The organism is Mucilaginibacter sp. P4_A11 (genome assembly GCF_056402535.1).
In genome coordinates this window covers 688,898-702,943 of the sequence record NZ_JBFUHE010000001.1, presented here as the reverse complement: position 1 = coordinate 702,943, position 14,046 = coordinate 688,898, and the positions used below count along the sequence as shown (strand labels likewise).

14 protein-coding genes and 1 tRNA gene are annotated in these 14,046 nt (G+C 42.5%); 11 read left to right on the top strand and 4 right to left on the bottom strand.

Annotated features, from left to right (window positions below):
* Window positions 1-41 precede the first annotated feature (41 nt).
* The 11 genes from AC1DUD_RS03165 to AC1DUD_RS03115 all read left to right on the top strand — a co-directional run bounded on the left by AC1DUD_RS03165 (window position 42) and on the right by AC1DUD_RS03115 (window position 11,281).
* Window positions 42-1,070 (top strand): glycosyltransferase family 4 protein, encoded by a 1,029-nt coding sequence (locus AC1DUD_RS03165; RefSeq protein ID WP_477371513.1) that lies wholly within the window; start codon window positions 42-44, stop codon window positions 1,068-1,070.
* Window positions 1,067-2,284, top strand: coding sequence for a glycosyltransferase family protein (locus tag AC1DUD_RS03160; RefSeq protein WP_477371511.1), 1,218 nt, complete (start codon window positions 1,067-1,069; stop codon window positions 2,282-2,284). The genes AC1DUD_RS03165 and AC1DUD_RS03160 overlap by 4 nt, the downstream gene beginning before the upstream one ends.
* A gap of 3 nt (window positions 2,285-2,287) precedes the next feature.
* Window positions 2,288-3,571, top strand: coding sequence for a glycosyltransferase (locus tag AC1DUD_RS03155; RefSeq protein ID WP_477371509.1), 1,284 nt, complete (start codon window positions 2,288-2,290; stop codon window positions 3,569-3,571).
* Window positions 3,558-4,448, top strand: coding sequence for an FkbM family methyltransferase (locus AC1DUD_RS03150; RefSeq protein ID WP_477371507.1), 891 nt, complete (start codon window positions 3,558-3,560; stop codon window positions 4,446-4,448). Before AC1DUD_RS03155 ends, AC1DUD_RS03150 begins: the two co-directional genes overlap by 14 nt.
* Window positions 4,449-5,621, top strand: coding sequence for a glycosyltransferase family 4 protein (locus AC1DUD_RS03145; protein ID WP_477371505.1), 1,173 nt, complete (start codon window positions 4,449-4,451; stop codon window positions 5,619-5,621).
* Window positions 5,600-7,009, top strand: a complete 1,410-nt coding sequence (locus AC1DUD_RS03140; RefSeq protein WP_477371502.1) for an exosortase Y-associated Wzy-like protein — start codon at window positions 5,600-5,602, stop codon at window positions 7,007-7,009. Before AC1DUD_RS03145 ends, AC1DUD_RS03140 begins: the two co-directional genes overlap by 22 nt.
* A gap of 83 nt (window positions 7,010-7,092) precedes the next feature.
* Window positions 7,093-7,716 carry a class I SAM-dependent methyltransferase gene (locus AC1DUD_RS03135; RefSeq protein WP_477371500.1) on the top strand — a complete coding sequence of 208 codons (624 nt, stop codon included), beginning with the start codon at window positions 7,093-7,095 and terminating at the stop codon, window positions 7,714-7,716.
* Window positions 7,713-8,576, top strand: coding sequence for a glycosyltransferase family 2 protein (locus AC1DUD_RS03130; RefSeq protein ID WP_477371498.1), 864 nt, complete (start codon window positions 7,713-7,715; stop codon window positions 8,574-8,576). The genes AC1DUD_RS03135 and AC1DUD_RS03130 overlap by 4 nt, the downstream gene beginning before the upstream one ends.
* Complete coding sequence (xrtY, locus tag AC1DUD_RS03125; protein WP_477371496.1) at window positions 8,573-9,139, top strand: exosortase Y; 567 nt, start codon at window positions 8,573-8,575, stop codon at window positions 9,137-9,139. The genes AC1DUD_RS03130 and xrtY overlap by 4 nt, the downstream gene beginning before the upstream one ends.
* Window positions 9,126-9,677, top strand: a complete 552-nt coding sequence (locus tag AC1DUD_RS03120) for a WcaF family extracellular polysaccharide biosynthesis acetyltransferase (protein ID WP_477371493.1) — start codon at window positions 9,126-9,128, stop codon at window positions 9,675-9,677. The genes xrtY and AC1DUD_RS03120 overlap by 14 nt, the downstream gene beginning before the upstream one ends.
* Before the next feature lie 32 nt (window positions 9,678-9,709).
* Window positions 9,710-11,281, top strand: coding sequence for a hypothetical protein (locus AC1DUD_RS03115; RefSeq protein ID WP_477371491.1), 1,572 nt, complete (start codon window positions 9,710-9,712; stop codon window positions 11,279-11,281).
* Window positions 11,282-11,503: 222 nt separating this feature from the next.
* On the opposite strand, the gene obgE is transcribed toward AC1DUD_RS03115, so the two are convergent.
* The 4 genes from obgE to AC1DUD_RS03095 all read right to left on the bottom strand — a co-directional run bounded on the left by obgE (window position 11,504) and on the right by AC1DUD_RS03095 (window position 13,893).
* Window positions 11,504-12,511, bottom strand: coding sequence for a GTPase ObgE (gene obgE / locus AC1DUD_RS03110; protein ID WP_330862064.1), 1,008 nt, complete (start codon window positions 12,509-12,511; stop codon window positions 11,504-11,506).
* A gap of 109 nt (window positions 12,512-12,620) precedes the next feature.
* The gene (locus AC1DUD_RS03105) at window positions 12,621-13,199 is read right to left on the bottom strand and encodes an adenylate kinase (RefSeq protein WP_477371488.1); all 579 of its coding nucleotides are present in this window, start codon (window positions 13,197-13,199) and stop codon (window positions 12,621-12,623) included.
* 98 nt (window positions 13,200-13,297) lie between these two features.
* Window positions 13,298-13,371, bottom strand: a tRNA-Arg gene (locus AC1DUD_RS03100).
* Between the two features lie 60 nt (window positions 13,372-13,431).
* Window positions 13,432-13,893 carry a redoxin domain-containing protein gene (locus AC1DUD_RS03095; protein ID WP_477371486.1) on the bottom strand — a complete coding sequence of 154 codons (462 nt, stop codon included), beginning with the start codon at window positions 13,891-13,893 and terminating at the stop codon, window positions 13,432-13,434.
* Window positions 13,894-14,046: the final 153 nt, after the last annotated feature.

Here is a 14,046-nt window from a genome sequence, read left to right as displayed (position 1 = left end):
CGTCGCCAATAGCATAGTATTTAATAAACCAGACCTAAACCTTGAAAATAGCCCTTATAGTAAACCCGCTGATCCCTGTACCACCAGAGCAATACGGCGGCATTGAACGGATTGTTTTTATGCTGATCCAGGAGTTAAAAAAAAACAGGCATGATGTCACCCTCTACGCCAATGAACGTTCGCAGCCGGGTTGTAAACTTATCGGCTATCGCGAATCGGCAGGTTACGGGGTAAAGGATTTAATGAAGATCAACCGACTTACTTCAAAAATTGCTTTTCAGCATTTTGATCTTGTACATACTTTTGGTCGCATGAGCAATATTGCTTTGCTCATGTTAAGCAGGATTCCCAAGATCGTATCCTACCAGTTGCCGCCTACTATATCGCAGGTAAAAAAAGCAGTAAGCATAGCCCATAAAAACTCGCTAAGGTTCACGGCCTGCAGTAATTATATTGCCGGGCAGATCAGTGCTTTTGCTGATGTTACCACTATTTATAATGGAGTTGATATTAACGATTATCAGTTCAATGCCGATGTTTCCACCGATGCACCACTCACTTTTTTAGGCCGCATCCAACAGGAAAAAGGTACTGCTATTGCCATACATGCAGCAAAAAAAACAAATCAAAAACTGGTAATAGCAGGCAACATCCCCGACGAGCCGATCCACCAGCAATATTTTAATGAGCAGGTAAAACCACATATTGATGGTGAACAGATCAAGTATATTGGCCCCGTTAACAACAGTCAGAAAAACCAATTGCTTCGTAATTCAAAAGCATTCTTAATGCCTGTAACCTGGGATGAGCCTTTCGGTATTGTAATGGCCGAGGCCTTAGCCTGCGGCACACCCGTAATCGGGTTCAAACGGGGTGCAGTTCCGGAGGTGGTAACCAACGGATCAAATGGCTTTGTATGTGATACGGAGGCAGATATGATAACGGCCATTAGCAACATCGGCAGCATCAACAGGGCAACCTGCCGGCAGGTAGCCGAGCAAAAATTTAGCGCCACGGTGCTGGCCAAACAATACGAAGAGTTATACCAACTGGCAACAGGCAAAAATTGAAGAACGTTACTTTTATAACTACCGGCCAGCCTACTACTAACCCTCGCCTGGTTAAAGAGGCCGAAACCTTACACAAGCTTGGTTACAACGTAAAAGTGATCTGCTGTTTTTACCAGCAATGGGCGCAAAAACCCGACGAAGCTTTAACAGGCAAATTCCCGGGCATGTATATTTATTGCGGCGGCGACCCTGTTGAACAAAAAGCTGCCTACATTAAAACCCGCATCCGTCAAAAGCTAAGTATGCTGCTCTTTAAATATACCCGGCGGTTCGGCGTTCCCGAAAACGCCATCAGTCGCACCCATGCCGAGGCATTAGTTATCACCAAAAAAATTAAAACGGATCTTTATATAGCCCATAACCTTGGCGCGCTGCCCGCCGCTGTACTGGCAGCGAAATATACCGGAGCCAAAGTTGGTTACGATGCGGAGGACATGCATTCGGGCCAGTTCACATCAACGCATGATGAAAACTACCGGCTTAATAAATATATTGAAGAAAAGTATTTTAGCCAGGTTAATTACTTTACCGCTGCCAGTCCGCTCATTGCCGAATATTATCAACACGAATACAACTATTTGAAGCCATTTGTGGTAAACAATGTGTTTCCTAAAACAGCGCTTAATATCGGCCAAAATTATAAAGCCAATGAGCCGTTAAAACTGTTTTGGTTTTCGCAAACCATTGGCCCCGAACGGGGATTGGAAGATGTTATTAAAGCAATGGCCGCTGTTAAAGACAAGATACAGCTACACTTGTTAGGTAGTTGCAATGAAGGTCACAAAACGGCACTATTAAACCTTGCTGCTGCACTTAATTTGAACCCGGATCAGCTTTGTTTTCATGAACCCATTGGTGCCGATGAGATTTTCAGTTTCGCAAGCAGGTTTGATATCGGTATGGCTACCGAAACAGGCGTACCGCTAAACAGGAATATCTGCCTTACCAATAAGATCTTTACCTATATTCAATGCGGTTTGGCTATGATAGCGAGCGATACGCAGGCCCAAACACTCTTTATGGACCAATATCCCGGTACCGGAAAATTGTATCAGAAAAGCAACCTGCAATCACTTATGGATTGTATCAGTTTTTACCTCCAAAACCCGGATGTTTTATACCAAACCCGATTGCAAAATTATCAGTTAGGCCAAGCCGAATTAAACTGGGAAACCGAAAGCCATAAGTTTTTAGATCTTGTTGAAAACCTATAACCATTGAATAAAAAGCTGCTCATCATTTCACCATACTTCCCGCCGGTAAACGCGGCGGACATGCAGCGCATAAGGATGAGCCTCCCCTATTTTGCCTCTTGTGGCTGGAATGCCGAAGTAGTTACCATTGATGAGCAATATGCTGATCTGGCAAAGGATGAATTATTGCTTCAAAGCGTATCTCCCGATATTAAAGTTCACAAAGTAAAAGCGTTGAGTAAAACGCTCACTTCAAAAATCGGGCTGGGGAGTATCGCCATCCGGTCGTTATGGTATTACCGCAAAACGGTTAATCGCTTGCTGAAGGATAACAAATTTGACCTGATCTATTTTTCAACCACACAATTCCCGGTTTGCATCCTGGGAGCATACTGGAAAAAGCGCTTCGGCATCCCCTATGTTATTGACATGCAGGACCCCTGGCATTCCGACTATTATATCAACAAACCTAAAAGCGAACAGCCCCCTAAATATTGGTTTGCCTATCGCCTAAACAAATACCTGGAACCCATCGCCATAAAAAATACAGATGGGTTGATCAGCGTATCTGCCGCCTATATTGACGAGCTCAAATCACGCTATCCGGTAATTCAAAATATCCCGGCAGCAACCATTACCTTCGGCGCTTTTGAACCAGATCTTCAAATAGCTAAGGATAATCAAAAACTATTTACCGGTTTGCTCGATGAAGGTTTTGTTAATGTGGTATATATCGGTCGCGGGGGTAAGGATATGCACAAAGCCATCGGTCCGGTGTTTGAATCATTGCAAACCGGGCTGAATACTAATAAAGAACTGTTCAGCAAAATAAAACTTTATTTCATAGGTACCAGCTACGCACCTGCCGGGCAAGGGATAGCCACTATATTACCCCTTGCAAAGCAATATGGTATTGAGAAACATGTAGTGGAAATTACCGACCGGATCAGCTACTATCAAACATTGCTCACCTTGCAGCAAGCCGACGCGCTTTTTATCCCGGGCTCGGATGACCCCAAATATACGGCGTCAAAAATATTCCCCTACCTGCTTACCCGGAAAACGGTTTTAGCCATATTTAATGCCGCAAGTTCTGCTATACCTATTATGCAGCAATACGGGGTGGAGCATGTTTATAATTATGATAATATCACCTCCGAAAGCCTGTCTACATTTTTCGAGCAATTAATACAGGGTGATTTAAAACCTGTTGTATACAATACCGATGCCGTTAAACAATATTCGGCATCTGAAATGACACTGGCACAGTGCCGCTTATTTGATAAAATTATTGATGAACGCCATTAAACGAACCGTTGGCTTTATTTTAAAGCACCCTTTAGGAAAAAAGCATCCGGCTAAAGCGCTATGGCGGTTTGCGTGGTGGCAGGCCCAGTCGCGGCTTTCAAAGTCGAAATTCATTATAAAACCTTTTGTTGGCGATGTTAAATTTTACGCTGCAAAGGGCTTAAGCGGTATTACCGGTAACATATACACCGGTTTGCATGAATTTAATGACATGGCCTTTTTACTTCATTTTTTAAGGCCGGACGATACCTTTTTTGATATCGGTGCAAACGTAGGCTCATATACCTTATTGGCTTCGGGCATAGCAAAAGCCAACAGCATTACACTCGAACCCGTTAAAGCAACTTTTGACATTTTAAGCAGTAATATCGGGCTTAATAATTTGCAGGATAAAGTGAAGCTTATTAATGCAGGCGCCGGCGCAGCGGCAGGTGAGATCATATTTTCGGCAGATGAAGATACCGGGAACCATGTTATTGCCCAGGATGAAACAGGCAAAAACACTGTTACTGTACCCGTAATCACTATTGATTCATTATTGCACACACACCAGCCCTCTCTTATTAAGATTGATGTAGAAGGGTTTGAAACCGAAGTGCTTAAAGGAATGATAGCCACTCTTGATTCGCCTGTGTTAAAAGCCATTATCATTGAGCTCAACGGCAGTGGTGGCCGGTATGGCTTCAGCGATCAGGATATTCACAGCCTACTGCTGTCAAAAGGTTTTAAAGCTGTTGATTATGATCCGTTTAAACGTGCTTTAACCCAATTGGATACTTTTGGCAAATACAATACCATTTACTGCCGGGATATTGACTTTATCAAATCCCGTCTGCAAAGTGCTGCAGGTATTAATATCATGGGCGAAACCATCTGAATGAAAAAATTAGCCATAGTTATCACCCACCCTATACAGTACTATGCCCCGGTGTTTAAGCTGCTGCACGATCGGCAAAAAATAAATATCAGGGTATTTTATACATGGGGTGAGGGCGGCGCTCAAAAGTTTGATCCCGGTTTCGGTAAAAACATCAACTGGGACATTCCGTTGCTTGAAGGTTATCCTTATGAATGGGTGAAAAATATTTCGGCCGATCCAGGTTCCCACCATTCAAAAGGAATAGATAATCCGGATCTGATCAACCAGATAAATACCTGGCAGCCCGATGCCGTATTGGTGTATGGCTGGTTTTATAAAAGCCATCGCAAAACCCTTAAATATTTTAAAGGAACGATCCCCGTTATTTTCCGGGGTGATTCAACTTTACTTGATGATACCGGCGGGGTCAAATCTTTATTGCGAAGCTTATTCCTAAAGCGGGTTTACCGACATGTTGATTATGCGCTATATACCGGCTCTAACAATAAGGCCTATTTTAAAAAATGCGGATTAAAAGAATCACAATTATTTTTTGCACCGCATGCCATAGATAACAACCGCTTCGCTGCCGACAGGGCCGATGAAGCTCTTGCTCTGCGTAATCAGTTAGGCATAACTCAGGATGAAAAACTCCTGTTGTTTGCAGGTAAGTTTGAGAGTAAAAAAGATCCATTACTGCTGCTTGAAGCTTTTATCGATGTAAAACAGCCTGGTATCCACCTGCTGTTTGCAGGAAACGGCATTTTAGAGATAGAATTGAAAAACAAAGCTAATCAGCATAAAAACATCCACTTTATTGATTTTCAAAATCAGCTTTTCATGCCTGTGGTATACCAGGCCTGCGATATTTTTTGCCTCCCGTCAAAAGGCCCCGGCGAAACCTGGGGACTGGCCATAAACGAAGCTATGGCCTGCGGCAAAGCCATCCTTATAGCAAACAAAGTTGGTGCCGGTACCGATTTGGTAAAGGACCATGAAAATGGCCTTATCTTTAAGCCCGGTGATGTCACCGATCTTAAAAGCAAGTTAAAAACATTGCTTCTGTATAATAAAACTGCTTTATTTACAATGGGGCAACATTCCAAACAAATAATCGAGGATTGGAGCTTTAACAAACAGGTGGAGGCGATTGAACAATTAGTTAATAAATGCAGCAAAGCAAATCAATAGAGCGGTATATTGTATTATTTATACCATGGCTACTGGCATTGGCATGTAAAAGCGATAGCGTGCTCTCCTATTTTATTGCATGGGGCGGCTCATTTTTTATATTCCTGATCACGCTTACAGGCTGGGTACGCCCTATTCCCAATGACCGGCCCATGGCTGAACAATTGATGAGGCCCTTATTTATTATCCAGATAATTTTTGCAGGGTACATGTGCTGTACATCCATCTTCTTTTTCATGAATACCCTTGGCTATGAAAACTTTAAGCATGTATTTATCCATACGCTAAATGACAAGGATACATTAGGCTTAATTGCCCAATGCCAGCGTTACTATTGCCTTGGGCATGCTTCTTTTGTAATGGGCGTGCTTATCTTCATGAACTATCCTGTAACTAAAAAGTACTATATAGAAACCGAAAAACTGGCAAACCTGCTCATGATGTCGGCAATTATCAGTTTTCCGTTATCGCTGCTATTCATTGCTATTCCTGGTCTTTCGCAATTTTATTATCAGTTCAGTTCGTTAAGCTTTATTGCCGGTACCCTGGCGCTGGCTTTTGCCATACCGTTAAAAAAATCAGCCAATACACTCATCTGTCTTTTACTATACGCCTTTAACTTTTACCAGGCGCTTACATCAGGGTTTAAAGAACCTATAATTATCAGCGTACTGGTTTTGGGCATCTTCCTGTACCCAACCTATAAAAAACTGGTAGCCATCACCTTTATTCCGATCATTTTTTTATTATTTACTGTATTACCAACGTACAACCATATTTTCAGGGCCAACGCCTGGAATGGGGATACTAACAGCGATGAAGCCTCGCAACTGGCACTTGACGCCGCGCTGAATGGCGATAACAGTGATGTTGAAGAAACCAACTGGGATTTTTTAGTATATCGCTTAAGCGAAATTGATATGTTTACCAGGTTTGTTCAATCGACCCCTAAAAATGTTGGTTTTTATGGTATGGGCATTGTTTCGCAATCGGCCATAGCTTTGGTGCCGAGGGCATTATGGCCCTCAAAGCCAATTACCGAAGATCTGATCATGCAGCGAGTTTATGATGCCGGGGTGGTTAACCGTAACTCTTCCGTATCGGCCAAACCCGCTTATATTGTTGATGCCTATTTGTCGGGCGGCGATTGGGGGATCTTTATCTTCCTTTTTGCCTATGGCGCCCTCGCTCAACTAATTGCCGTTAAAGCCGAAACGCTTTTTGGGGGATATATATTAGGTACGGCACTCATATTTTCGGGCCTGTTCCAGATCATGTGGCGCGGTATCAGTTTTGAGTTTTTGTTCAATACCATTTTCTGGAGCTATATCAGTATGCTGCTTATTCATAAGGTGTTGGTAAGCTCCAAAATTTTAAAACAGATTTGAACCCAGGCAACTGGCCACTATACTTTTGAAAGAACTGCGCTAATGAAAAAACATATAAATACTTATCTGCAAATAACAACCGCATGAGCGCCTATAAAGATTACGATTATCCCGATGCAAGTCCCTGCCATGTATTTAAGGAGCTTGAGAAGCCGCTTATGTCGTTATTAAATAAAGATACGAACAGCAGTATTCTTGACCTCGGTTGCGGCAACGGCCACCTGGTAAATTATTTACTGGCCAGGGGATTTAACGCGTATGGTATTGACGCATCCAAACCCGGCATTGCTATCGCTGATAAAATAAATCCCGGCAGATTTTTCGTGCATGACCTTTCGGTCGAAGGTTTACCGGAACCGTTGAAAAATACGCAGTTTAACACCATTATATCAACCGAAGTTATTGAGCATTTGTATGACCCCTACGCTTTTATAAGTCTTTGCCGTGATGTTCTGAGCGAATCAAAAGGAGAGCTCATTATATCAACCCCATATCACGGTTATTTAAAAAACCTGTTTTTAAGTATCTTAAATAAATGGGATAACCATATCAGTCCTCTATGGCAGGGAGGGCATATTAAATTCTGGTCAGTTAAAACACTCACACAGATCCTGAACGAACATGGTTTTGAGGTAACAGCATTCAGGGGTTGCGGCAGGTTCTCTTATTTTTGGATGACGATGATCATTAAAGCCAAACTCAAGTGAGCGAGAGCCTGGATATTATTATTTTAACTTTTAACGAAGAGAAGAATATCGCCAACTGTCTGCAAAGCGGCGTAGCGCTAAAAGCTAATATCTACATTGTTGATTCAGGTTCAACCGATAACACTTTGGCTATTTGCCAAACATATACTCAAAATATTTTCAACCATCCGTTTGAAAACTATGCGGCACAGCGCAACTGGGCCCTTGATAACCTGCCTTTAACAGGAACCTGGATACTTAACCTTGATGCCGACCACCGGGTAACACCCGAGCTTGCCACCCAACTTAATGATATTTTCAGCAGACCTGTAGATGCTGAAACCAGTGGCTTCCTGATCAGCAGGCGTACTATGTTTATGGGTAAGTGGATCAAATATGGCGGTCACTATCCTACTTATCACGCCAACCTGTTCAGGAGGGGCTTCGGGCGTTGCGAAGAAAAACTGTACGATCAGCATTTTAAGGTTACGGGCAAAACACAGGTGCTTAAAACTGATATTATTGATGTGATAACTGATTCGCTTACCAGTTTCATTGCCCGGCATAACCATTGGGCAACACTGGAAGCCCAATACCTTGTTGAACAGCAAAACGCGCCGGTTATTAATGATGATGGAAAACTGGTACATCCACGGTTATTTGGTAACCCGATGGAACGCCGCCGGTATATGAAAAAGCGGTACGAATCGTTCCCTTTGTTTGTAAGGCCTGCAATTTATTTTTTCATAAGATATTTTATAAAACTTGGCTTTTTAGATGGAACAACCGGACTGATATTCCATTTTTTACAGGGCTTTTGGTTCAGATTTTTGATTGACGCTAAAATTTACGAATTACGAAAGGAGAGCAAAAAACAATGAAACAACCTGCTTTTTTAAATAACCCGGCAATACGGTTCATGCTGTTGTTTGTATTACTGTTTGCCGTATTTTACAGCTTTAATATTTTCTTTTTTGGCATTACCAATCCCGGCGGAAATTATAACGCCTTCTTAGCCGAGCATCTGAACTATATTGCAGCTTTGAGGCAGGTATTACTTGATTGCAGCGTAACGATATTGAAATGGTTTGGCTATGCCGCTATCGATAACAACTATGAATTATTGGTAGCAGGCAAAGGAACACTGGCTATAGTTTACAGCTGTTTGGGTTTAGGATTGATCAGCTTCTTTTCGGCGTTTGTACTGGCGTATCCATCTCCGCTTCGCTCAAAATTAGTGTTCCTGTTTTCAGGGATCTTTGTTATCGAATTTTTAAACGTGATCCGTTTTGTTTTGCTGGCCATCTTCTGGTCGAAAAAGGCAAACCGGATAGTTGATCATCATACCATTTTTAATATACTTCTTTACATTATTATAGCGGTTAGCCTGTATATTTGGGTTAAACGTAATGATAAGCTTACCGGCACTGATGTCCAAAACTGATCTTTCCACCTATAATAATCATCCTTATCACCCTGGCGGCAATGCTTTAAAACGTATTTTATGGTATTATTTTAATGCCGTATTCTTTAAAACAAGCATTATACCCTCAAGTGGCTTCAAAGTATTTTTCCTGAAGCTTTTTGGTGCCAGGATCGGTAAAAACGTAACGATCAAACCCTGTGTAAATATCAAATATCCATGGAACCTGCATATAGGCGATAAAAGCTGGATAGGCGAAAATGTATGGATAGATAGTTTGGTGCTCATCAGTATCGGGCACAATGTGTGCCTGTCGCAAGGGGCTATCCTGTTAACCGGCAGCCACGATTACAAAAAAACATCCTTTGATTTGATAACCAAAGGCATAATTTTGGAAGATGGCGTGTGGATCTGTGCCGGGGCTATGGTAACCCCGGGTATAACGGCGGCATCGCATGCAGTGCTGGCCAGCGGTTCTATCGCCACAAAAAACCTGGAGGCCTACAGTGTTTACCAGGGTAATCCTGCAGTAAAGATCAGGGAACGGGAAATCAATTAAAACTTATACAATCATCTGCTTAAAATAACGCTATGCTGAAACAAAAACTACAACCCCACCAGATCATTTTATTGGTTATGAGCGGGATTGTTTTCATTATGGGTATTATGCTGATCATAGCGCCGGCCGCCATTTACCCCGACCCGAGCAAAGGCTTCCAGGTAATGCGCTCAATGGAACTTGGCTCAGCGTTTAACATCAGCATCAAACCCGATCAGAATGACATCAGCAAAAACACGTCTGAATTTTTATCGTGGTGGTCGCCGGGTCAATACCTGGTACCTTACTTTTTCAAGCTTATTTTTGGTGTTAATACCGGGCAGGCTTCTTCAATAGTAACCCTGCTGTTTTCTTTATCCGGGATTTACGGCTTCTATTTTTTCTTTAAAAAGGCCGGGTTCACACCCATGATCTCAGCATTGAGCGTACTGTTCATCATAATTCAGCTATCGTTTTTTACACCATACGTATTTTATAATGGGGGCGAGCTATTACTTTTTGGATATGCCGGCTGGTTTTTATACGGATGCATGGCGATAGAAAAGGTCGGCTGGAAACTTGTTGTATTCCTCTTCATAGCTGGGATATTGGGCTTCATCTGTAAATCATCATTCTTATGGATGTTTGCTGCCGGCTGCTGCTTTTTATGGATCAGGCTTTCATCGGGCTCAAAAGCTCTTGTTAACTGGATAAAGAATGGTTTTTGGATAGGCGTTCCGGCGGTGCTATCCCTGTTCACGATTTATCATTTTTACCTTTCAAAAGGTGGTAATCCTTCATCTGGTGGGGGTGGTATTAAACTGGCATGGGAAACTTTTGGCTTCCCGCTGGCATCACCCTTATTGACCGCATTTTCGATAGATGACCTTACTAATGGCCTCCTGTTTCATGATGATACACCCATGTTCAACTACATTTGGGCAGTTATCATTGTTCTTATTTGTGCCGTATTAAGTATTTTACTGATTGGGTTTATCGTAAAAAAGGTACCCAACAAAAACTATGCTTTGCTACTTTCGGTTTTTTATGTGGTTGCAGTATTGTTTTTCGGACAGTCATTTTTGAGGCAGGCTTATATCTCGTATGAGGCAAGGCATTTAAGGCTTGTTGGGCTAATTGCTGCCCCGGGCATTATTTACCTGGTAAGCGGGCTGCAAACCGGTTATAAATACCTGTTTTATTTTGTATGCTTTGTGATAGCTTATTCAAGTTACAAATATTTTGTACCAAGCTATTTTCAAAATAAAAATATCAGTGCAAGGGGGTACTCTGGGATAGCACAGTTGTTTATCGATCAGCCGTCATTAAATTATATCCGCAACCTGGATAAGCAAAACACCAATGCCATTTTTGTATTCAACAGTCCCGATCTGAGCCTGGAGATTGAACATAACCGCACGATAACAGTTGAGACCATTGGCGCCGAAGTAGCTATCGATTACGACGATTATGTATATAAAGGCCATGCCGGTCCGCTGTATATCGTTTTGCCTTCCGATTACATCGGGCCCAAATCAACCATTATGCGCAAATGCTTTCCGGGTTATACCGGTTTTAAAATGACGATGCTCAGCAACGATTATATTTTGTGGGAGGCGAAGTAAACGGAAATATCTTTTTCTATTCTCAGCATGCCATATCTTGAAAAAAAACGCGTCATTTCGACGAACAAGTGCAGGGGATGAGGGTGGCGTGAGGAGAAATCTTATACGCCCTGCTCTAAAACATACATCGTGATTGCATGGCGTACAAGATTTCTCTTTCGCCCCAACGCCCCTACCTTCGCAGCTCTATCGAAATGACAACTCTTATTCTTTAAAAGCGCGTTAAATAACGCTGGCGTTGATCTCTTTCCAGAGCAGATCTTTTAGCTGGTCGATATTTTTCTGGGCTACGGATGATATAAATATAGAGGGGATTCCATCAGGGATCTCCTTTTTCATTTCGGCCTGTAGCTCATCGTCAAGCATATCGGTTTTGGTAATGGCCAATACCCGGGGCTTGTGCATCAGTTCGGGGTTATATTCTTCCAGCTCATGCAGCAGGATGCTGTACTCTTCTTTTATACTGCGCGATGTATCGGCAGGTACCATAAACAGCAATACCGAGTTACGCTCAATATGCCTCAGGAACCTAAATCCTAAGCCCTTTCCCTGCGATGCACCTTCAATAATGCCCGGAATATCCGCCATTACAAATGAACGCCCGCCACGATATGATACGATGCCTAAATTAGGTACCAGTGTGGTAAACGCGTAATCGGCAATTTCAGGTTTTGCTGCCGATACTACCGAAAGCAGGGTTGATTTACCCGCGTTAGGGAAACCTACCAAACCAACATCGGCCAGTACTTTAAGCTCGAGGATATTCCAGTCTTCCCGGCCATCTTCGCCGGGTTGGGCAAAGCGTGGAGTTTGTTGAGTTGATGTTTTAAAATGCCAGTTACCCAAACCACCACGACCTCCTGGAGTTAAGATCTTTGTTTCACCGTCTTTAGTTATCTCAAAAAGTACTTCACCTGTCTCGGCGCTTCTTACAGTTGTACCAAGGGGTACCTCCAATATTTCGTCGCGGCCGGTTTTACCTGAGCGCAATGAGCTACCGCCCGAATCGCCGTCGCCGGCAATTACGTGTTTACGGTATTTGAGGTGTAGCATAGTCCACAGCTGGGCGTTACCTTTTACAATAACGTGGCCTCCCCTGCCGCCGTCGCCACCATCGGGACCACCTTTTGAAGTTAATATATCACGGTGCAAATGGGCAGAACCCGCACCTCCGTGGCCCGAGCGGCAACAGATCTTTACATAATCAACAAAATTTGAACCCTGTGACATAATTTTATTTGGACTAAAAAACCGAAAATTAGCAAAGTCCGCAAAATTAAGAATTTTAACGCTCCTAACTTGCGGACTTTACTGACTTTCGGTCTTACTGAAATTCGGACTATTTCTTATATGACTCGTTTACATTCACAATCTCAGTGAAGATCTCATTTACTGAACCTACACCATTAATGCTTGTAAACTTGTCCTGTTGTTGATAAAAACCTGCTACTGGAGCAGTTTTATCATTGTATTCTTTAATTCGTTTACGGATCACCTCGGGGTTGGCATCATCCGGGCGACCAGATTCTTTACCTCGCTCTAACAGGCGGCGCTCAAGCTCATCATCACCAACTTCAAGGGCTATCATGCCCGAAATTGCTGATTGTTTTGATTCAAGCAATTGATCCAAAGCTTCGGCCTGTGCAACTGTACGCGGAAAGCCGTCAAAAATAAAACCCTTAGCTTCTTTATTAGCGTCGAGCTTGTTGCTGATCATACCAATAACCACGGCATCCGGAACAAGCTTTCCGTCGTCCATGAGTTTTTTGGCTTCCAAACCCAATTCTGTACCCTGTGCAATTTCGCCGCGTAACAAATCCCCAGTTGAAAGATGGATCAAATCGTATTTCTCAATAAGTTTTTTCGACTGAGTACCTTTCCCGGCTCCGGGAGGGCCAAACAAAACCAGATTTAGCATGCTCTTGATAAATTAAAAGCCTTTCGGTAATACAACAGAAAGGCTTACAGTTAATTTGCACATACGGTGGAAAAATCCCGGGCTGCAGTGCTTTGTTGTGCACTCGAAGGGAGTCGAACCCCTAACCTTCTGATCCGTAGTCAGACGCTCTATCCAATTGAGCTACGAGTGCTTTCCGAAATGGAATGCAAAGATAGGTTTTTAAACTTTCGTTGCAAATTTTTATCCAAAATTATTTTACAATTTTAGCAATGGCCTCAAAGTCTGGCAATTGACCAGCATCTTCAAGCACCTCCGCATAAATGATATTCTGCTCTTCGTCAATTACAAAGGCAGCGCGCTTTGATACACCTTTAAGCCCCATAACAAACTGATCATAAATAGCGCCATAGGCTGTTGATACCTCTTTGTTGAAATCAGATAGCAGCTCGAACTGGTAATTGTTCTCTTCTTTAAACTTAGCTAAAGTAAAAGGCGAATCGACAGAAATACCTAATATCGTAGCATTCAGACCATCATAGTAACCAAAGCTATCGCGCATGGTACAAAGCTGCGTGGTACAAACACCTGTAAATGCTAAAGGAAAAAAGTGGATCACCACCTTGCGGCCTTTAAAATCGGCCAACGAAACGCTTTTTAACGCTGATGAAATTAAAATAAACTGTGGTGCCGGCTGGCCTGGTTGTAATGACATAGTATGATAATTTTTATGCAAATAAATCATAATTAAACTTCACTTGCTAATTACGCCGATAATCACAGTGTCAATTTAGTTGCGTCCATCTGTTTAGTTACGCCAGGTTGCTTTTTAACTTTATTTAACAATCAGTTTTACAAATGGTTACCT

Bases quoted from the DNA above. Each gene is read 5' to 3' on its own strand.
- AC1DUD_RS03105 (WP_477371488.1), bottom strand. From the start codon at position 13,199: ATGCTAAATCTGGTTTTGTTTGGCCCTCCCGGAGCCGGGAAAGGTACT.
- AC1DUD_RS03135 (WP_477371500.1), top strand. From the start codon at position 7,093: ATGAGCGCCTATAAAGATTACGATTATCCCGATGCAAGTCCCTGCCAT.
- obgE (WP_330862064.1), bottom strand. From the start codon at position 12,511: ATGTCACAGGGTTCAAATTTTGTTGATTATGTAAAGATCTGTTGCCGC.
- AC1DUD_RS03120 (WP_477371493.1), top strand. From the start codon at position 9,126: ATGTCCAAAACTGATCTTTCCACCTATAATAATCATCCTTATCACCCT.
- xrtY (WP_477371496.1), top strand. From the start codon at position 8,573: ATGAAACAACCTGCTTTTTTAAATAACCCGGCAATACGGTTCATGCTG.
- AC1DUD_RS03115 (WP_477371491.1), top strand. From the start codon at position 9,710: ATGCTGAAACAAAAACTACAACCCCACCAGATCATTTTATTGGTTATG.
- AC1DUD_RS03145 (WP_477371505.1), top strand. From the start codon at position 4,449: ATGAAAAAATTAGCCATAGTTATCACCCACCCTATACAGTACTATGCC.
- AC1DUD_RS03150 (WP_477371507.1), top strand. From the start codon at position 3,558: ATGAACGCCATTAAACGAACCGTTGGCTTTATTTTAAAGCACCCTTTA.
- AC1DUD_RS03095 (WP_477371486.1), bottom strand. From the start codon at position 13,893: ATGTCATTACAACCAGGCCAGCCGGCACCACAGTTTATTTTAATTTCA.
- AC1DUD_RS03140 (WP_477371502.1), top strand. From the start codon at position 5,600: ATGCAGCAAAGCAAATCAATAGAGCGGTATATTGTATTATTTATACCA.